Genomic DNA, 20,797 nt, shown 5'->3' on the forward strand with positions numbered 1-20,797 from the left:
GCGGATCGATCATGAAGCCGACTGCAGCCCCGAGTTTCGAAGAAATAACGAAAGCCCGCCTTCTTCTGAACCTGGGAGAGGCAGCCACCTTAAAGGAAATCAAATCCGCCTACCGGCGCCTGTCGCATCGGCTCCACCCCGATAAACAGGGAGAGGCTCCCGCGATGGCCAGACTAAACAAGGCTTATGAAACCCTGATGAGCTATGTCGAGGATTATGCTTACGGATTCACCGAAGCCGAGTTCTTCCGAAGATACCCCCGGGCCGAGCATCTTGACCGATTTTTCGAGGGCGGCTTTTAGGAACCCTCAAGCGCGCTTGAAATGCCGTTCCAGCGCCGCGGAATCCAGTTTGAGCAGGGTTGGGCGGCCGTGGGGGCAGGTGTTGGGAACTTTAGCCTTCTCCAGATCGAGCAGCAACACCCGGATCTCATCAATGGAGAGTGTCTTGCCCGCCCGCACTGCTGAATGACAGGCGATGAGTTCGGCCAACCGTTCCTCGCCGCGGGAGACGGACTCCGGCGAGTTCAGGAATTCACGCAGGGCTGTTCGCCAGTCGCCTCCGGACAGGGCCTGGGGTATGGCGCGGACGAGGATACTGCGGCCGCCGAATGCCTCGGTCACGAAGCCACATTCGGAAAGCACCGGTGTTAATACCGGATAGCGGCCAGCCTCGGCCGGGGAGAGCTCGACATTCTGCGGCTCCAACAGGGCTTGCGACGACGGCGAGCGGTTTGCCCGTTCCACCAGTACCTTTTCATACATAATTCGCTCGTGGGCGGCGTGCTGGTCAATGATGTACAGCCCGTCCGGGCCTTCGGCCAGGATATAGCAGCCGGCCAACTGTCCCAGCGGGCGCAGCGCCGGCAGAGCCTGTGAAAAGATTGGTCCCGACTCCGATGATAATGCCTTCGCCCGGGTGAAAAAATCATCCGCCGAGGGTGACGGCTTGAAAACTCCCGGCCGGTAGGGCGCTGCGGTTTCACCGGCAGCGGGAGTTTGGGCCTCGATAGCCGGTACAGGAGATCCGCACAGCAGCGCGTCCCGCGCCGCCCGCCGCACGAAGTCGAAGACCTTGCCGTCCTCTCGGAATTTTATCTCGGTCTTGGCGGGATGGATGTTGATATCGATGTCCGACGGCGGCAGCACGAGGTTGACGACCGCCACCGGATAACGACCGACAGTAAGCAAGCCGCGGTAAGCCTCCTCGACCGCCCTGGACAGCATGCTGTTCCTGATCCAGCGTCGGTTGACGAAAAAGTACATCCCGCTGCGATTGGCGCGGGAGGCGTCCGGGGGAGAGACCAGACCGCCGACAGTAAATAATCCCTCGGCGGCGGCGGCTTCAATCATCCGGGCGGCGATGTCGCCGCCGAGGACCTCGGCGGCGACATCGCGCAGCCGGCCGCTGCCCGGCGTAGACAGGATTTCCCGACCGTCGACCGAAAGGCGAAACTTTATGCCGGGGTAAGCCATGGCGTAGTTGGCGACCGTGTTCACGATATGACCGGTCTCGGTAGCATCGGATTTGAGGAATTTGAGACGGGCGGGCACCTCTTTGAACAGATGGGTGACGGAGATGGTGGTGCCGCAAGCCCGGGCGGCAGGTACGATTTTTTCATGATGACCGGCGCCCAATGTCAAACGACTGCCTGCAAACGCCCCGGAGACGGCGCTGGTAACCTCGATGTCAGCGACGGCGGCGATCGAAGCCAGTGCCTCGCCGCGAAACCCCAGGGTCTCAAGCGTCGAGAGATCATCGAAAGATACGATTTTGGATGTGGCGTGGCGAGTGAAAGCCAATGATAGCTCGTCCGACGGGATACCGCAGCCGTCGTCGGCCACCCTGATCAGGGCGGCGCCGCCGCCTTTGATTTCGATATCGATGCGCCGGGCGCCGGCGTCGAGAGAGTTCTCCAGCAGTTCTTTGACCGCCGAAGCCGGCCGCTCAACCACCTCTCCGGCGGCAATCCTGGCCACGGTCCGGGGGTCGAGAACGCGGATGGGCATTCAGGTCTTCTCCAGCTTAGCGAAAGACAGCAGCAGTTTTTTAAGACCCCTGTCTTTGAAAGAAACGACGATCTCATGGTCGTCCTTGACCGGCAGGGTGCTGATGACCACGCCGTCGCCGAAGACCGGGTGGCGCACCTGGTCGCCGGTCTTGTAGGCCGGCGCCGAAGGCCTGACGTGCGTTCGAGACAGCCCCGGGGCCGCAGATTTCGATACCTGAGCCGCCTGGGCCTGCGGCGGCCGCTCGGCATACTGGTAGAGTTTCTTCTGGAGCGGGATGAGCGGCTGCACCGGTTCGTTGGGGGAGACCGCCTCGGTGGTCAAGTTCGATGGAATGGCTTCCAGGAAGCGGGAAGGCTCGTTGACCGTGCTGCCGCCCATCAGGCTGCGGCGGAAAGCGCGCAAGAGGTACAGCCGCCGTTTGGCGCGGGTCACGCCGACATAGCACAACCGCCGCTCCTCCTCCATTTGGGCAGGGTCGTCGAAGGAGCGGAAATGCGGCAGCACTCCCTCCTCCAGACCGACGATAAAAACCACCGGGAACTCCAGCCCCTTGGCCTGGTGCAGGGTGATCAGGGTTACGCCGCCCTCAGTCTCGTCCAGATTGTCGAGGTCGGAAACCAGGCTAACGCTCTCCAGGAAAGGCGACAGCGCCTCACCCGGGGGTAAACCGTTGAATGGTTCGGCTACCGTCCGAAGCTCGGCGATGTTTTCCAGCCGCTCCTCGCCGTCGGGCTGCACCTTCAAGTAAGCCTGGTAGCCGCTGCGTTCCAGCACCCGGTCGAAGAACTCCAGAAAAGGCATCTGGCGGCTGTCTTCGATAAATCCCTGGATCAGCTTATAGAAGATATCGAACGAGGCCAGCGCCCGGGCGGTGAGCGGCGGCTTATCCACGGCGGTCGATGAAGCCTCAAGGGCTTCGAATAGCGACAGCCCCCTCCCGCGGGCCCAGGCCTGCATCTCGACGATGGATTTCTCGCCCAGGCCGCGTGTGGGCACATTGATAATACGCATGAGGGAGACGGAATCGGCCGGGTTGTGGATGAGCCTGAAATAGGCGATTAAATCTTTGACCTCGCGCCGCTCGTAGAAGCGGGTACCGGCCACCAGCTTGTAAGGCACCCCGTAGCGGATGAAAGCCTCTTCCAGGGCGCGGGATTGGGCGTTGGTGCGGTACATCACGGCGATGTCCGAGAGCCGGTATTTTTTCGACCCGGTCAGCCTCTCTGCCTCGCGCACCACCATTTGGGCTTCTTCCTGCTCGTTGTAAGCTTCAAGCAGGCAGACTGGGTCGCCCGGTTCGTTTTCCGTCCACAGTTTGATGTCTTTCCGGGCGCGGTTGTCGGCGATTACGCTGGATGCAACTTGGAGAATCTTTGCGGTCGAACGATAGTTCTGCTCCAGGTAGTAAATCTGGGCGTCCGGAAAGTCCCGCTCGAAATTGAAGACGTTCCGGAGGTCTGCGGCCCGCCACGAGTAGATGGACTGGTCAGGATCGCCGACCACAGCCACGTTGCGGTGGCGGCCGGCCAGAAGTTTGACCAGTTCGTACTGTACCAGATTGGTGTCCTGGAACTCGTCCACCAGCAGGTGGACGTAGCGCTCCTGATAGCGTTTCAGTATCTCCGGGTGGCGTTTGAATAGAAAAACGGTCTTGAGGAGCAGGTCGTCGAAGTCCACCGCATTGTTTTGGCGCAGCATCTTCTCGTACCGCTCATAGACCCGGGCGACTATTTCGTCGAAGTAGTTCCTGGCGTTCTCGCGGAATTTCTCCGGCGTGGTCATCTGGCTCTTGGCGGAGCTGATGGCCGCGGTTATCTTGCCTACCGGATACTGCTTGGGATCGACGTTGGCGTCTGCGGCGGCCTGTTTGAGCAGTTTTTCCTGGTCGTCGGCGTCGAAGATAACGAACTCACGCTGGATGCCGATAGCCTCGCCATCGCGCCGCAGGATGCCGGCACAGATGGCATGGAAAGTGCCCAGGGTCATATCTTTGACCGAACCTGCCAGGAGGCGCTCAAGCCTTTCTCGCATCTCCCGCGCCGCCTTGTTGGTAAAGGTCACCGCCAGGATACGGTGCGGGTTGACGCCGACCGTCCGCACCAGGTAGGCGATGCGGTAGGTAATAACCCGTGTCTTGCCGGAGCCGGGACCTGCCAGGATGAGAATGGGTCCTGAAATAGCTTCGGCGGCTTTGCGCTGAGCGGGGTTGAGATCTTTCAAGAGGTCGATAGTCAAAGCTGTTTATTATAACATTTTCAAGACCAGAAATATTATTCATAACACCCGATTGACACCTGCCAGGCAACGGAGTTTAATGAATCCCAGAATCGTTTGGGGCGGATGACCGCCCCGGAGGAGGGCGGCATGGCATTCTGCACATCCTGCGGTAATACAACCAGCCCCAACGACAAATTCTGCGCCAATTGCGGCCAGCCTACGGCACTTCCACCGGCTCCCGAAGTTCCGGAACTCTCAGCCGCGAATCAAGCCCTTGCGGCTGCCCCCTTGACAGCCGCGCCGCCTAAGCGCGGCGGTTTAGGGACGGCGGGAATCATCCTTTCGATCATCCTGGTATTGGCACTGGGATTCGGCGGCTTTGCCGCCTGGCAGTGGATGGATAACTCCAGCCAGGTTAAAGACCTCACTGCCGCCAATGAAAGCCTGACCTCTGAAAAAGCCGATCTATCGTCCCAGGTAACCAACCTGTCAAGCCAGGTTCAAACGCTAACCAGCGATAAATCGAAGCTGGAAGCAGACAAGGCGGCTTTGACCCAGCAGGTCAACGATTATAAGGCTAAATACCCTCTTAAGAACTTCGCAACCGAGTTTGCTCTGCAAAGCTGGCTGCTCAATGCCATCACCAAACTCAATCCACTCGACGACTACCCGGACCAGTACTATATGCTGCAGCGCCTTGCCGAGACGGACGGGTACTTCCTGTCAGTCGCCATATGGGAAGACGATCAATTCTATTATCCGGAGCTCTACGCCGTGGCAGGTAACGTCGTGTACGTATGTTACGAGGACGGCAGCATATATCCTTCGTTCTACTTGCCTTAGCCGGTGATGTAAAACATATCGGCGGGGAGGGCGTAAATAACTCTTGCTCTCCCCGCTATCCCCTGTTATAATGCCGATAATTGAATATTGCACCCTAACTCCTTTAACAACCGGTCCTGTGAGGCCGGCAAGGGTCAGCGGGTTGAAGCGCGCGTAGACACCTCTTGCCGGCAGATTGTGGCAAGAGGTTTTTTGATGCCAGTAAAAACGGTGATGACGGCCGAGGACATGCGGCGGACGCTGTCCCGCATGGCCCACGAGATCGTCGAGCGCAACAGGGACATAAAGTCGCTCGTTCTGGTTGGGATGCAGACCCGCGGCGTACCGCTGGCCAACCGCCTGGCCGGGCTTATCGCCGACTTTGAAAAAGTCCAGGTACCGGTGGGCGCCCTGGATTTCTCTCTCTACCGCGACGACTTGAACCGCCGCAACTTCCAGCCGCAGGTCAAGTCCACCGATATCCCTGTCGATGTTGAGGGCAAGGTCATCATCCTGGTCGACGACGTTCTCTACACCGGCCGTTCCACCCGCGCCGCAATGGACGCGCTCATCGATTACGGACGGCCGCGGGTTATCCAATTGGCGGTGCTAATCGACCGCGGTCACCGCGAACTGCCGATCCGTGCTGATTACGTCGGTAAAAACATCCCTTCGGCGGCGTCCGAAGATGTCAGAGTAAAACTCGCCGAAACCGACGGCGGCGATGAAGTACTCATCGCCTGAGGTGAACGACATGCTAGATGAAATCGCGGCTAAGCCGAACGCCTGGAACCACCGCCACCTCCTCGATGTCGATGATTTTTCACCGGAAGAATTTCAGCTTGTGTTCGAGACCGCTGATGCGATGAGAGAAATACTTGCCCGGCCGATCAAGAAGGTACCGGCGTTGCGCGGCCAAACGGTGGTCAACCTCTTCTATGAAAACTCCACCCGTACCCGGGCTTCGTTCGAAATCGCCGCCAAGAATCTGTCTGCCGAGGTTTTGAACGTTACCTCCACAGCCTCCTCCATCGCCAAAGGCGAAAGTCTCATCGACACCCTGAAAACGCTGGAAGCACTGGGAGCCAACATCATCGTCATGCGCCACAACCTCTCCGGCGCGCCTCATGTCGCCGCTAAATACAGCAAAGCCAGCATCATCAACGCCGGAGACGGTTGGCATGCTCACCCAACTCAAGCCCTGCTCGACCTTTATACCATCAGAAAACACAAAGGCAATCTCAACGGACTGAAAGCTGCCATTATCGGCGACGTCCGCCACAGCCGGGTAGCCCACTCCAACATCTGGGGCATGACCCGATTGGGCATGAAAGTCACCGTTTGCGGCCCGCCGACCCTCCTACCTTACGGTCTGGACAATCCGGGCGGGCTTTTCCCCGAGGTCCGCGTCGAGACAGATGTCGAAAAAGCCGTCGAGGATGCCGATGTGGTCATGGCTTTAAGGCTGCAACGAGAGCGCCAGCAAAGCGGCCTCCTGCCCTCGGTAGCGGAGTACGTGCGGCGGTTCCAGGTCAGCCAGGAAAGGCTGAAGAGAGCTAAAAGCGAAGTCCTGGTGATGCACCCCGGCCCGGTCAACGAGGACATTGAACTGGCTGCGGAATCAGCCTACGGCGATAAATCGGTCATTAACGAACAGGTGCAGAACGGCGTCGCTGTCCGCATGGCAGTTCTGTATCTTCTGGCCGGGAAGCAAGGCGAGCTATGAAAAACCTTTTAATTCACAACGGCAGGCTCATCGACCCGGCAAGCGGCATCGACGGCCAGTTCGATATTGCCGTCGCCGGCGGCAAAATCGCCTGGATCGGCGATAACCAGCCGCCCGCCGGCGACTACGAGGTCATTGACGCCGCCGGCCAGGTTGTCGCCCCCGGGTTCATCGACCTGCACACCCACCTGCGTCAGCCGGGCTTTGAGAACAAGGAGACCATCGCCACCGGGACCAGGGCGGCGGCCCGCGGCGGCTTCACCACGGTCTGCGCGATGCCCAACACCAGCCCGGCGGTGGACAACCGAACCGTCGTTGATTATGTCAATTGTGTCGCCTTCGGAGAGGCCGCGGTGCGGGTACTGCAAATCGGCTGCGTCAGCAAAGGGCGCAAAGGCGAGAGCCTGGCCGAATTCGGCGAGATGGCCGCGGCCGGGGTCATCGGTTTTTCCGACGACGGATCGAGCGTCCCGACCTCGCGGCTCCTCAAACAAGCCATGGAGTATGCCGCCGGCCTCGGCTTACCCATTATTGAACACTGCGAGGATGCCAGCCTGGCAGACGGCGGGCAGGTCAACGAAGGGATTGTCGCCACTCGCTTAGGGCTGGCCGGCATCCCCAACGCCGCCGAAGACGCCATCGTCGCCCGTGATATCGCCCTGGCTAAACTCACCGGCGCCCGGCTGCACCTGTGCCACATCAGCACCAGGGGCGCCGTCGATCTTATCCGACAGGCCAAATCCGACGGAGTAAAAGTCACCGCCGAGGTCACCCCCCATCACCTCACCCTGACCGAAGAGTTGTGTTTGGGATACGACACCAATGCCAAGGTCAATCCGCCGTTGCGGACGCAGACAGACATAGATGCCCTCATCGAAGGGCTGCTTGACGGCGCCATCGACGCCATCGCCACAGACCACGCGCCGCACACCGCCAACGACAAATGCTGCGAGTTCGCCCTGGCGCCCTTCGGCATCTCCGGGCTGGAGACGGCTTTGGGCAGCCTGCTGAGACTGGTTCATTGCGGCAAACTGCCTCTGCCGCTGATTATCGAAAAACTGACGGCGGCACCGGCACGGATTATCGGTAAAAAACATGGGGTCACCGGTTCACTGGGCGTCGGCGACCCGGCAGATATAGTCATCTTCGACCCGGATGCCGAGTGGACGGTCGATCCAGGCAAATTCGCCTCCAGGGGCAGAAACACACCGCTGGCCGGAGAGAGACTCAAGGGCAAGGTGACGGCAACCATCTGCCGAGGCAACACCGTTTATCGGGAAGGAAACTAAATGACCAAACGCGCCATTCTGGTTCTGGCCGACGGTTCGGTCTTCGAGGGCAATAGCTTCGGGGCGGAGAAAGACGCCTTCGGCGAGGTGGTTTTTGCCACCGCCATGACCGGTTACCAGGAGATGCTGACCGACCCGTCCTTTGCCGGCCAGATACTCATCCCGACTTACCCGCTTATCGGCAACTACGGTGTCAATCCCGCCGACTGGGAATCAGACAGGGTCCAGGTGCGCGGTTTCGTGGTGCGCGAGGAGTGTGCCGATCCGTCCAACTACCAGTGCGAGGCCACCATCGAAGATTACCTGAAGCAGGGCAATACCCCGGGTATCTGGGGCCTGGATACCCGCGCCATCACGCGTAAAATCCGCAGCCGAGGCGCCATGATGGGCATGATTACCACCGACAAAACGCCCGGCCAGGCGCTGGAAATGCTTCTTTCTTTCCCGGACTACGGCTCTACCGATTTCGTGAAGGAAGTATCAGCCAAAGAACCTTATGAATGGGACTCGGCAGACCTGCCGGATGAATCCCCCCGCGTCGCCCTGCTGGACTGCGGCTGCAAATTCAATATCATGCGCATCCTGCGGCGGCACGGCTGCCGGGTAACAGCCTTCCCCTGCACCGCCACAGCTGAAGAAATGCTCTCCATCAATCCGGACGGCATCTTGCTTTCCCCCGGCCCCGGCGACCCGGAACTACTGGATTATGCTACTGCGACGGTCAAGGGACTCATCGACTGCGGCAAGCCGATCATGGGCATCTGCCTGGGGAATCAGCTCGTCGCCCGAGCTTTCGGCGGTCGTAACTTCAAGCTCAAGTTCGGCCACCGCGGCGGCAACCAGCCGGTCAAAGACCTGCTCACCGGGCGCGTCCACATCACCGCCCAGAACCACGGCTACGCCGTCGATCCGGAGTCCATCGAGGGCAGCGGGCTGGAAGTGACCCATATCAATCTGAACGACGGCACGGTCGAAGGCATGCGCCACCGGACACTGCCCATCTTCACCATCCAGTACCACAGCGAGGCGTCCCCCGGGCCGCTGGACAATATGTACCTGTTCGAGGATTTTATGACCTTGATGGGGAGGACTGATGCCCGTTAAACCCTCAAAAGTCCTGATCATCGGCAGCGGGCCGATCGTCATCGGCCAGGCGGCTGAGTTCGACTACGCCGGCACCCAGGCTTGCAAGGCGATGCGCGAGGAAGGCGTAATCTCGGTGCTGGTGAACTCAAACCCGGCTACCATCATGACTGATGAAGAGATCGCCGACATTGTTTACATCGAACCCCTGACCGTGGAATCCGTGGCCCGAATCATTGAGCGTGAGCGCCCCGACGGCCTCCTGCCGACGCTGGGCGGCCAAACCGGCCTCAACCTGGCCGTAGACCTGGCCGAGGCCGGTGTACTTGAAAAATACAACGTCCGTGTCCTGGGCACGCCCATCGACACTATCAAGAAAGCCGAGGACCGTGAGCTTTTCAAACAGTTGCTTTTATCTATCGGCGAGCACGTGCCGCCTTCCGAGACGGTGACCACTCTGGAGGACGCCAGGCGGGTGGCCGGGAAGCTGGGCCTGCCGCTGATCATTCGCCCGGCCTATACCCTGGGCGGCACCGGCGGGGGCATCGCCAGGGATATGGACGAATTCGAGGAGATCGCCGCCGGCGGCATCGCCGCCTCGCCGATCCACCAGATACTGGTGGAAAAATCCATCGCCGGCTGGAAAGAGATCGAGTACGAGGTGATGCGGGACGCGGCCAATAACTGCATCACAGTGTGCAACATGGAGAACTTCGACCCGGTCGGCGTCCACACCGGTGACTCCATCGTCATCGCCCCATCCCAGACACTGACCAACAAGGAATACCAGATGCTGCGCACCGCCAGCATCAAGATCATCCGGGCCTTGGGCATCGAAGGCGGCTGCAACATCCAATACGGGCTGGACCCATACAGCGACACCTATTACGTCATTGAGGTCAACCCCCGGGTTAGCCGAAGCTCCGCCCTGGCTTCCAAGGCGACGGGCTACCCCATCGCCCGGGTGGCGGCCAAGATCGCCGTCGGCAAAACACTCGACGAGATCCCCAACGCCGTCACCGGCAAAACTGCGGCTTCCTTCGAACCGGCGCTGGATTATGTTGTCGTCAAGATTCCGCGCTGGCCGTTCGATAAATTCGCCACCGGCGACCGGGCGATCAATACCCAGATGAAAGCCACCGGCGAGGTCATGGCCATCGACCGCACCTTCGAAGCCGCTTTCCAAAAAGCCATCCGCAGCCTGGAGTTCGGCAAGAAGTCAATTCTCTGGGAAGATCCGTCCTGGGTGCTGGGCGACGACGTCTCCGGCTACCCCTTGAAACCGACCGACCTCAGGCTCTGGGCTATCATGGCGGCGCTGCGGCGGGGGATCACGCCCCAGGCCATTTTCGAGACGACCAGGATTGACCTCTGGTTCCTAAATAAGATGCTGAACATCGTTGCCATGGAAAAAAGGCTCCTGTCTGAGACGCTCTCGCCCGACCTGCTGCGGGAGGCCAAGCGCCTCGGCTTTGGCGATGAGCAGATCGCCACTCTGGGTGACCGGCTGCCGGAGCAGGTACGCGACCTCCGCAAACAGTGGAACATCCTGCCGACCTACAAGATGGTCGACACCTGTGCCGCCGAGTTCGATGCCGAAACACCTTACTTCTACTCCACTTATGAGTCCGAGAACGAGGCCATCGCTGACGCCTGCGATAAAGCGCTGGTTATCGGTTCCGGCCCCATCCGCATCGGCCAGGGCATCGAGTTCGACTACTGCTCGGTGCACGCCGCCATGGCCTTGTCCAAGGCCGGGTACCAGTCAATCATGGCTAACTCCAACCCGGAGACGGTGTCCACCGATTTCGACACCTCAAACCGGCTGTATTTCGAGCCGCTCGACAATGAAAGCGTACGCGATATACTCGACAATGAAAATATCGGCTGCCAGTACACAACGCCGTCCATCTGCCAGTTCGGCGGCCAGACGGCCATCAACCTGGCCGAGCCCCTGACCCGGACCGGAAATCCCATTATCGGCTCATCTTCGGAGACTATCGACCTGGCTGAAGACCGGCGCCGTTTCGAGGCCTTCTTATCCGAACTGGATATTCCGCAGGCACCGGGCGCCGGGATAACGACCCTCGACGAAGGCCTTAACATAGCCAGCCTCATCGGCTATCCGGTGCTGGTACGGCCCAGCTACGTCCTGGGCGGCCGGGCTATGGAGATCGTCTACGACGCTACCGAGCTGGTACGCTTCATGAAGCTGGCGATGGAACTCCAGACCGGGCACCCGGTGCTTATCGACAAATATCTCATGGGCAAGGAGGTGGAGGTCGATGCCATCGCCGACGGCGAGCGGGTGCTCATCCCCGGCATCATGGAGCACATCGAGCGCGCCGGCGTCCACTCCGGGGACTCAATGGCGGCCTACCCTGGCCTGAACCTGTCTCCGGAAGAAACCTCAACCATCGTCGATTACACCACCCGCATAGGACTGGCGATGAATATCCGCGGCCTGATGAACGTCCAGTTTGTCATCACCCGCGACAACGGCCAGAGCAAGGTCTACATCCTGGAGGTCAACCCCCGAGGCTCACGCACCGTGCCCTTCCTGTCCAAAGTCACCGGCGTCCCAATGGTGGACGTGGCGGTCAACGTAATGCTGGGCAGGAGCCTTAAAGCACAGGGCTATGACGGCGGCCTCTGGCCAGCCCAGCCTCTGGTAGCCATCAAAGCGCCGGTTTTCTCCATGGCTAAGCTCATTGGCGTCGACACCTACTTAGGTCCGGAGATGAAATCCACCGGAGAGGTCATGGGCATTGACCATGATTTCAAAGGCGCTCTCATCAAAGCCCTCATGGCCGCCGGGCTGGCATTGCCGCCGGAGGGCGCCATCTTGCTGTCCATCGCCGACCGAGACAAGGCGGAGGCGCTGCCGCTCATCCGGAAGCTCCACGCCATGGGCTATCACCTCTATGCCACCGAAGGCACAGCGGCGATGATCGAAGTCGCTGGCATGCCGGTGAAGAAGATATCGAAGAAGTTGTCCGAGGGACACCCTAATATCGTGGACATGGTACGCCATGGTATGGTCGCCGGAGTGATCAATACTTCAACCGGCGGCCGCGTGCCGCTGCGTGACGGCTTTCACATCAGGCGCGCCGCCGCCGAGAAACGCGTCCCCTGCTTTACCTCTCTGGATACGGCGCGGGTGGCAATCGACGCCCTGGCTGAAAGGGGTTACAATTACAGCATCAAGCCGATGCCGGAATACCGCAAATGCTAAATACTAAACCTTCTCTCGTTTCCGCGACCGTGCTCTCTAACGAGGTTGTGATGCCAGGCGTCTTCAGCCTGCGGCTGTACTGTCCGGAGATCGCCGCCGCGGCCAGGCCGGGACAGTTCGTCATGCTTAAGTGCGGCGAAAGCCTGCTGCTCCGCCGCCCGATAAGCATCTCCGATGCCAATGCCCCATCGGGGCAGATCGGCCTTATGATCGCGCTCATCGGCAAGGGCACCGACTGGTTATCGAGACGGCAGCCCGGCGAGGAACTGGATGTCCTCGGTCCGCTGGGCAACAGTTTCGAAATAGATGATCGCGCCGAAAGGCTGCTGCTGGTCGCCGGCGGCATGGGCATCGCCCCGCTCAACTTCCTGGCTAACAAGGCAGCGGCACTTGGTAAAAATGTGACCCTGATCCTCGGCGCCCGCACCGGTGAACTATTGTGTCCTTCAAGCCATCTGCCCGATGTCAATGAATGCGTCCTGTGCACCGAAGACGCCTCGGTCGGTATAAAAGGCAGGGTCACCGATTGCCCCGACGCTCACGTCGAGATGGTGCAGCAGATCTTCGCCTGCGGCCCGCTGCCCATGTACCGGGCGCTTGCGAAAGACCCCCGTTTCAAAAACAAACCGATGCAGTTGTCATTGGAAGTCCGGATGGCCTGCGGCATCGGGCTGTGCTACGGTTGTACCGTCAATACCAGACAAGGGCTCAAACAGGTATGCCAGGACGGACCGGTGTTTGAGGCGCAGGACATCTTGTGGCAAGAGTTAGCCGACCTGTAAGGTGACTTTCAGCGACTGCCCATTTACAATGGGGCGGTGAATACTCTTCCTAAATTAACTGGAGCAAAAAGAGTTCTCGTTATTGGCGGAGGCGCCGCTGGACTCCTGGCTGCCGGCCGCGCCGCTGAACTCGGCGCCCAGGTCATCCTCCTGGAGCGGATGGAGGCGCCGGGCAAGAAACTGCTCATCACCGGCAAAGGCCGCTGCAATATCACCAACACGGCGCCGCTGAAAGAGTTTTTAGCGGCTTTCGGCCCCAACGGCCGGTTTCTTTACGGCGCTTTCCACCGCTTCTTCCGCGACCAGCTGCTCGATTTCTTCCGCCGCCGCGGTGTAGAAACTGAAAGCGAACGCGGCGGCCGGGTCTTCCCCGTCTCGCACAATGCCGCCGACGTGGTTAACGCCCTGGTCTCCCACGCCCGTGAACACGGCGCCGAAATCAGGCCAAACAGCCGGGTGAGGTCCATCGACCGCGACAGCCGCGGCATCAGGGGCGTGAAGCTGGAGAGCGGCGAGTTCATTCCGGCCGAGGCTGTCATCCTGGCCGCGGGCGGCGCCTCTTACCCGGCCACCGGTTCAGCCGGCGACGGCTTCAGCCTGGCCGAAAAGGCCGGCCACCGGATAAATCCGCTCTACCCGGCACTGGTGCCCCTGGTTATTAAAGAAATCGGCTTCGCCGTCGCTTGCCAGGGCGTCGCTCTTAAAAATATCCGGCTGACCGCGTTTGCCTGTGAGAAGGCTTCAATCCCGGACATTACCATCGAGCACGATTACGGCCGGGGCACCGGCTGGGAGAAGCCGCCGCCGAAAGTGATCGAAAGCCGCTTCGGCGAGATGCTGTTCACCCATTTCGGCATCGGCGGCCCGATCACCCTGCTCATGAGCCAGGCGGTGGCCAGAGCGCTGGATGCCGGCCCGGTCTCGGTGCATATCGATCTCAAACCAGCGCTATCCAAAAAGGAACTCGACGCCCGGCTGCAGCGTGAATTCGCCGCCTACCCAAGGCGGCAGCTGCCGGCCATTCTCCGGGAACTGCTGCCGGAGAAAATGGTGGAGGTCGTGGCGGGTATTTCGGGAATCCCCCTGGGTCGGACGGCGGCTAATTTCACCGCCGGGGATCGCCGCGATCTGGTCAAACTACTCAAAGGCCTGGCTTTTGAGGTGCGGAGCACGCTGCCGCTCGGCGCGGCCATGGTCACCGCCGGAGGCGTCGAACTCGCTGAGATTGACCCCAAAACAATGGCCTCCAAGCTCGTTCCCGGCCTCTACCTGGCTGGAGAAGTGCTGGATTTGGATGCGGACACCGGCGGCTTTAACCTTCAAGCGGCCTTTTCTACCGGTTGGGTAGCGGGTGAGGCCGCGGCTAAAACGGCGAGCGTTGACCATGCCTGAGACCGCTCCTTCAAGTTTACGTTATAATGGCGCCGCCGCTATCTGACGAGGTGGAAGATGAAAAGAATTGCTGTCTTAACCAGCGGGGGCGACGCCCCCGGCATGAACGCGGCTATCCGAGCCGTTGTGCGCTGCGGGATCGCCGCCGGGTTCGAGGTCTACGGCGTTAATCATGGTTATAACGGCCTCATTGCCGGTCTTTTTCGCCAGATGGGACCGCGGGATGTCTCCGGCATTATCCAGGCCGGCGGTACGGTACTGGGATCCAGCCGCTCCGAAGAGTTCGAGACCGAGCCGGGCCGGGAGCGAGCTGTCAAGAACCTGACGGGTCGGAAAATAGACGCACTGGTGGTTATTGGCGGCAACGGTTCGCAGACCGGGGCCTATCTGCTCAACGAGATGGGCTTCCCCACCGTCGGTATCGCTTCGACTATCGACAACGATCTCTACGGCACCGACCAGAGCATCGGAGTGGACACCGCGCTGAACATCGCCCTGGAGGCTATCGACCGGCTGAAGGTCACGGCTTCTTCACACCAGCGGGCTCATATCGTTGAAACAATGGGCAGGGATCACGGGTACCTGGCGCTCATGTCGGGCATCGCCGGAGGGGCGGAACACATCATCATCCCGGAGGTTGAGACGACACCTGACAAAATCGGCGCCGTGATCAAAAAGACCTACGATTCAGGCAAATCTCACTGCCTGATTGTAGCCGCCGAAGGGGCAGATTGGAACGCCGAAAGAATTTTGGCTCACTTCAGGGGAAAGCCGGAACTTGGCTTTTCGCTTCGGGCGACTATCCTCGGCCACGTGCAGCGGGGAGGCGCCCCGACCGCGTTCGATCGGTTGCTGGCGACGCGGCTGGGAATGGCGGCCGTTGATCAGTTGACTGAAGGCAAATCAGGCATCCTCCTCGGGCTGGCCTGCGGCGAGATCAAGACCATTCCGCTTGCCGAGGTGAAAAACCATAAAAAAACACTTGACCTGAAGATCCTGGCCGCGGCGGAAAAGCTTGCCATCTGACCGGCGGCCGCGCCGTGCGGTAACGGAGGCTCTGATTGACAATCTATTTTGATAATCTTACAGTGTGAACGATGTCAACACTTTTGCTGACCCGGGCGGATACCCTGGGATTGATGAGTATGCCAGACGTGCTCAATGCAGTCGAACAAGCTTTCAGCGATTACGCGCGCAACATGGCTTCCATGCCCTCCAAAGCCTATCTCACTCTGCCCGAGGGTGATTTCCGGGCAATGCCGGCCCAGATCCCCGGAGCCGCCGGCTTGAAATGGGTCAACGTCCACCCCGGTAATTACCGGCGGAACCTGCCGACGGTGATGGCGGTTATCATCTACTCAGACCCGGAAACCGGTTATCCCCTGTCGATCATGGATGCCACTGAAATCACCGCCTACCGCACCGGCGCCGCTGCCGCCATCGCCAGCAAATACCTGGCCCGAAAGGATGCCCGGACGCTGGGACTGGTCGGCGCTGGCAAACAGGCTCAAACGCAACTGCTGGCCCATGCCGAGTATTTCCAGTTCGAAGAAATCATGGTCTACGATTCATCCGCCGAAGCCGCGGCGCACTTTAAAGCGCTTTTCCCGGGATTCCCGATTACCGCAGCCAGCCTGGAAAAAACGGCGGGCGCCGACATTGTTTGCACCCTGACCCCGGTACGCTCCCCGATAATTATGCGAGACTGGATAAAACCGGGCGCTCACATCAACGCCGTCGGCGCCGACGCGCCAGGAAAACAGGAACTCGACCCGGCGATACTGGACGAGGCTTGCGTGGTGGTTGACGATATCGAGCAGTCCATCCACGCCGGCGAACTCAATATGCCGGTCAAATCTGGCCTCTTCAACCGTGACCGCATCTATGCCACCCTGGGCGAACTGACCTCCGGGCAAAAATCCGGCCGCTCCAACAACACCGAAATCACGGTATTCGATTCCACCGGACTGGCCGTACAGGACGTGGCGACAGCCAAGATCGTCTTCAATCGGGCTTTGGAACGCGGTATCGGCTTCCGTTTTGATTTCATCGAAAAGATAAGCGAACCGGTGTCGTCTCCGACAAAAGGCCCCCACAGTCAATGAGTACCGTTATTGACAACCGGCAGTCGAGCGGTTTCCCGGCCAGATTAGCTCTGGCCTGGGCGCTGGCATTCTCTAGCCTGTTCCTCCTTTCACGTTCCGACTTTTTGCTCTTTCACAGCATCGTTGAACTAATCGGCGTGGTGGTGGCGTTCAGTATATTCATCATCGCCTGGAACGCCAGGCGGCTCCTGGACAACGGTTTCCTGCTTTTCATCGGCATCGGGTTTCTGTTCGTCGGCGTCCTCGGACTTATGCATACCCTCTCTTACCGCGGGATGGGAGTGTTTGTCGGCTACGAGCCCGTCAATCTGGCGGCGCAATTCTGGATCGCCACAAGGTTCATCCAAGCTATAGTCTTGCTGGCGGCCCCGGCATTCATTCTTCGGCGGCTGAACGCCAACGCTGCATTCCTGGGTTTTGGCGTCCTGACCATCCTGGCAATCACTTCAATCCTGGTCTGGCGCAACTTCCCGCAGATGTTCGACCCGGACGCCGGGTTGACAAACTTCAAAATCGCCGGCGAGTTCTTCATCACTTTTATCCTGCTGCTGGCTATCGCCAACTTGCGCCGGAACCGCGGGGGACTGGACCGGACAGTGTTCGGCTATTTGACCGGGGCGCTTTTGGCTAACATCGCTTCCGAGATGGCATTCACCCTTTATACCGACGCTTACGGCCTCCTGAACACGGCGGGGCATTTACTGCTTATTACATCAATCTATTTTATCTATAAAGCGCTTATCGAGACAGGGTTACGAAAACCGTTCGACTTGTTGTTCCGCCAGTTGCGGAAAAACGAAGAAAAATACCGGCTCTTGTTCAATTCCGGCAGCGACGCCGTCTTTTTCATCGATGAACGCGATAACTTCGTCGAAGTCAACGACCGCGCCTGCGAGGTACTGGGTTATTCCAGGGCTGAACTCCTCACCATGGGTCTCGGCGATATTGACGATCCGGCGGTACCCACCGATAGAGAGGCCGTCATTCAACAGATCAAGGACAAGGGGTTTGCCGTGTTCGAGCGGCTCCATGTCGCTAAAGACGGGCGGCGCATACCTGTGGAACTGAACGCGAGGCAAATCCAGGTTGACGGCAAGTCGATGTTCCTTTCCGTGGCCAGGGATATCTCTGAACGGAAAGTCGCCGAAAAAGCTTTAATGGAGAGCGAAGCCAAATTAAAGCTCAAACTAGACTACATTCTCTCCCCGGAGGTCGAACTCGGCGAAAATGAACTCACCGCCGTCTTTGACTTGCCGCATATCCAGCAAATGATGGACGATCTTTACGCCGTCACCGGAATTGGATTTTCAATCATCGACTTAAAAGGGAAAGTGCTGGTGGGGACCGGCTGGCAGCAGATCTGCACCGACTTTCACCGCCGCAGTCCGCAAGCCTGCGCTAACTGCATCGAAAGCGACCTGGCACTGACCGCCGGGGTCAGTCGGGGTGAATTTAAAACCTACAAATGTAAAAACAATATGTGGGACATCGTCACCCCGCTGTACATCGCCGATCGGCATATCGCCAATGTCTTCACCGGGCAATTCTTTTTCGACGATGAAAAACCTGATGTCGCGCTCTTCTCCCGCCAGGCTGATGAGTTTGGTTTCGATAAAAAGGAATACCTTGCCGCGTTGGCAAAAGCCCCCCGTCACAGCCGCCGCAAAGTCGCCGACCTGATGGACTTCTTCACCAGGTTCGCCAACATGATTTCCGAAATGGGCTACAACAACCTGAAACTGGCCAAGGCGATTGCCGACCAGCAGCAGGCGATCCAAAGGCTGGCGGAAACTAAAACTGACCTTGACAGAGCCCAGGACGTGGCTCACGTGGGGAGCTGGCGAATGGATGTCCGACGCAACATCCTGGAGTGGTCCGGGGAGAACTACCGGATCTTCGGCATTCCGGCCGGCACGCCGCTCACTTACGAGACCTTCCTTTCCACAATACACCCTGAAGACCGGCAGTATGTGGATGCCAAATGGCAGGCTGGTCTGCGCGGCGAGCCGTATGACATTGAACACCGATTGCTTGTCGGCGGCCGTGAAAAATGGGTGCGCGAAAAAGCATATCTTGAATTCGATGCGGATGGTTCGGTGATCGGCGGATTCGGCATCACCCACGACATCACCGACCGAAAAGAACTGGAAGCGAACCTTACCCGCGCCGCCATGGAGTGGCAAGCCACCTTCGATTCGATCACCGATGTCATCATGCTGCTGGACAACCGCCACCGGATCATCAGGACCAACCGCGCCTTTGAAAGCACGTTCCACATCCCGGCAAGGGAGGCCGTCGGCAAACACTGCCATGACGTTGTTCACGGCCTGGGGATGGCTCCCGGCTTCTGCCCGCACTCCCGGACGATGAGCTGCGCCGGTTCTGCCCGAGAAGAGTTCTTTGAACCCAAACTGGGTGTTTATGTCGAAGCCACGACGTTGCCGACTTTTAATTCGGAAGGTGAATGCAGCGGGTCGGTACATATCATTAAAAACATCCACGACCGCAAGACGGTGGAAACAGAGCGGGAAAACCTGCTGCGCCAGGTGGAAAACCAGCGCTTGCTGCTCGAGACCACCCTGGAACAGTTCCCTTCCGGGGTGGTCATCCGAAATACCGCCGGCGAGTTAGTCATGGGCAACGAGGAAGTCCGCCGGATATTCGGGCAATTGCCGCAAAATATCGCTGAATTCGATACCAGCTGCTGCTACCGCAAGGACGGCACTCAGTTCAACGCGACAGATTGGCCGATGAACCGCACAGTAAGCTTCAGAAGAAGTGATTCTCAATGAAGAAGTAGAAATCATCAAGCCTGACGGAGAGCATTTGACGGTTCTGACGTCCACCGGGCCGGTGCGAGATGTGAACGGCAAGACGATAGCTCACGTCGGAGTATTTCGAGACATCACTGAACGAAGGCAGATCGAACGCAGACTGGAAATCCTGTCCCGCTTCCCGGCCGAAAACCCGAACCCCGTCATGAGGATTGATCCGGAAGGTATAATCCTGTATGCCAACCCAGCCAGCCGCTACGTCCTGAACTGCTGGGAAACCGGCGTCCAGCGCCGTTTACCTGAGGATTTATGTACTCCAGTCAGCGAATCTTTGAATTCCGGTTTGGACCAAAACCTTGAGGCTCAATGCGGGGACCGTGTTTTCACCTTTTCAGTGACCCCAGTCGCCGAATACCGATATGTCAATCTTTACGGTCGTGACATTACCGAGCGCAAACAGGCCGAACGAGCCTTGCAGCAGCTAAATGCAGAACTTGAGGACAGGGTGCGGATTCGTACTCAGGAATTAACCGAGGCTCACGCCAAACTCCTCGAACAGCTGAGGATGCGAGCTGAAGCCGAGAACTCCCTGAGGTCGCTATCAGCCAGATTGCTGCGCATCCAGGAAGAGGAAAGACGGGCCATCGCCCGGGAACTCCACGACCAGACCGGTCAAAGCCTGACCGTTCTCAAACTGATGATCGGCAGGGCGGACCGGTTGGCTACCGAAGATTTGAAACCGCTGCTGCGAGACATAGCCACCATGACCGCAGACATCATAAAACAGGTCCGCAGCCTGTCGGTTTCCCTCCGGCCTGGAGTCCTTGACGATCTGGGACTGGTGTCTGCCATGGACTGGCTGTTCAAACAATTGAGCACCCAGGCTGGACTTCATGTCCGGTTTGAACATTCCCCGCTGCCAACGCTTAACTCCGATATCAACACCGCGGTCTACCGCATCACTCAGGAAGCCTTGACCAACGTCATGCGACATTCAGGTGTAACGGAGGCGGCAGTGGTTCTCGGTGTGGACGGCCGAACGCTACATTTAGCTATAAGCGACCGCGGCCGCGGTTTTGATACCGGGGCAATAAAGGCTTCAAGCTCGACAGGCTTGTCTGCGATTCGGGAACGGGCGGCACTGCTGGGCGGCGAAGGCCGAATCGAGTCCTCCCCCGGTAAAGGCACCACCATAATCGTCAGCGTACCCTTGCCTGAAGAACCTGCCCTGCAGAACTAGCCCGCAGATACCTGACGGGACAGTCCGACTGGACAGGAGCGGCTGTATTGTGAATCCATCCTAAAGAATATACAATGATGTCAGCCAGACCTTCCCCGGTTCCGGTATTCACCGCAGTTG

15 protein-coding genes are annotated in these 20,797 nt (G+C 59.1%); 13 read left to right on the forward strand and 2 right to left on the reverse strand.

The features are described from left to right. Positions 1–11: 11 nt before the first annotated feature. Positions 12–302 carry a J domain-containing protein gene (locus DEALK_RS09300; RefSeq protein WP_058439938.1) on the forward strand — a complete coding sequence of 97 codons (291 nt, stop codon included), beginning with the start codon at positions 12–14 and terminating at the stop codon, positions 300–302. A gap of 6 nt (positions 303–308) precedes the next feature. On the opposite strand, the gene mutL is transcribed toward DEALK_RS09300, so the two are convergent. Both mutL and DEALK_RS09310 read right to left on the reverse strand, forming a co-directional pair. Beyond that, entirely contained in the window at positions 309–2,009 is a 1,701-nt protein-coding gene (gene mutL / locus DEALK_RS09305) for a DNA mismatch repair endonuclease MutL (RefSeq protein ID WP_058439939.1), read from the reverse strand. Next, complete coding sequence (locus tag DEALK_RS09310) at positions 2,010–4,241, reverse strand: ATP-dependent helicase (RefSeq protein ID WP_058440122.1); 2,232 nt, start codon at positions 4,239–4,241, stop codon at positions 2,010–2,012. A 135-nt stretch (positions 4,242–4,376) separates the two neighbouring features. Here DEALK_RS09310 and DEALK_RS09315 point away from each other — a divergent pair, with 135 nt between their 5' ends. The 12 genes from DEALK_RS09315 (at position 4,377) to DEALK_RS09370 (ending at position 20,677) form a co-directional block, all read left to right on the forward strand. Next, positions 4,377–5,072 (forward strand): zinc ribbon domain-containing protein, encoded by a 696-nt coding sequence (locus DEALK_RS09315; protein ID WP_186007600.1) that lies wholly within the window; start codon positions 4,377–4,379, stop codon positions 5,070–5,072. 195 nt (positions 5,073–5,267) lie between these two features. Further along, positions 5,268–5,795: a bifunctional pyr operon transcriptional regulator/uracil phosphoribosyltransferase PyrR gene (gene pyrR / locus DEALK_RS09320; RefSeq protein ID WP_058439941.1), complete on the forward strand. Its 528-nt coding sequence runs from the start codon at positions 5,268–5,270 to the stop codon at positions 5,793–5,795. Positions 5,796–5,805: 10 nt separating this feature from the next. Beyond that, positions 5,806–6,777: an aspartate carbamoyltransferase catalytic subunit gene (locus DEALK_RS09325; RefSeq protein ID WP_058440123.1), complete on the forward strand. Its 972-nt coding sequence runs from the start codon at positions 5,806–5,808 to the stop codon at positions 6,775–6,777. Then, entirely contained in the window at positions 6,774–8,066 is a 1,293-nt protein-coding gene (locus DEALK_RS09330; RefSeq protein ID WP_058439942.1) for a dihydroorotase, read from the forward strand. Before DEALK_RS09325 ends, DEALK_RS09330 begins: the two co-directional genes overlap by 4 nt. After that, a complete protein-coding gene (carA, locus tag DEALK_RS09335) occupies positions 8,067–9,170 on the forward strand; it encodes a glutamine-hydrolyzing carbamoyl-phosphate synthase small subunit (RefSeq protein WP_058439943.1) in 1,104 nt (367 codons plus the stop codon). Then, entirely contained in the window at positions 9,160–12,384 is a 3,225-nt protein-coding gene (carB, locus tag DEALK_RS09340) for a carbamoyl-phosphate synthase large subunit (RefSeq protein WP_058439944.1), read from the forward strand. The genes carA and carB overlap by 11 nt, the downstream gene beginning before the upstream one ends. 50 nt (positions 12,385–12,434) lie before the next feature. Beyond that, the gene (locus tag DEALK_RS09345) at positions 12,435–13,166 is read left to right on the forward strand and encodes a dihydroorotate dehydrogenase electron transfer subunit (RefSeq protein ID WP_244881606.1); all 732 of its coding nucleotides are present in this window, start codon (positions 12,435–12,437) and stop codon (positions 13,164–13,166) included. 36 nt (positions 13,167–13,202) lie between these two features. Next, positions 13,203–14,558, forward strand: a complete 1,356-nt coding sequence (locus DEALK_RS09350; protein ID WP_058439946.1) for a BaiN/RdsA family NAD(P)/FAD-dependent oxidoreductase — start codon at positions 13,203–13,205, stop codon at positions 14,556–14,558. A gap of 57 nt (positions 14,559–14,615) precedes the next feature. Further along, on the forward strand, positions 14,616–15,584 hold the full coding sequence (locus DEALK_RS09355) for an ATP-dependent 6-phosphofructokinase (protein ID WP_058439947.1): 969 nt from the start codon (positions 14,616–14,618) through the stop codon (positions 15,582–15,584). A gap of 71 nt (positions 15,585–15,655) precedes the next feature. After that, positions 15,656–16,663, forward strand: coding sequence for an ornithine cyclodeaminase family protein (locus tag DEALK_RS09360; protein ID WP_058439948.1), 1,008 nt, complete (start codon positions 15,656–15,658; stop codon positions 16,661–16,663). After that, positions 16,660–19,455: an MASE3 domain-containing protein gene (locus DEALK_RS09365; RefSeq protein ID WP_058439949.1), complete on the forward strand. Its 2,796-nt coding sequence runs from the start codon at positions 16,660–16,662 to the stop codon at positions 19,453–19,455. The genes DEALK_RS09360 and DEALK_RS09365 overlap by 4 nt, the downstream gene beginning before the upstream one ends. Continuing rightward, positions 19,442–20,677, forward strand: coding sequence for a PAS domain-containing sensor histidine kinase (locus DEALK_RS09370; protein WP_058439950.1), 1,236 nt, complete (start codon positions 19,442–19,444; stop codon positions 20,675–20,677). The genes DEALK_RS09365 and DEALK_RS09370 overlap by 14 nt, the downstream gene beginning before the upstream one ends. The last annotated feature ends 120 nt before the right edge of the window (positions 20,678–20,797 follow it).

It is taken from the genome of Dehalogenimonas alkenigignens (assembly GCF_001466665.1).
In the GTDB taxonomy this organism is placed as follows: domain Bacteria; phylum Chloroflexota; class Dehalococcoidia; order Dehalococcoidales; family Dehalococcoidaceae; genus Dehalogenimonas; species Dehalogenimonas alkenigignens.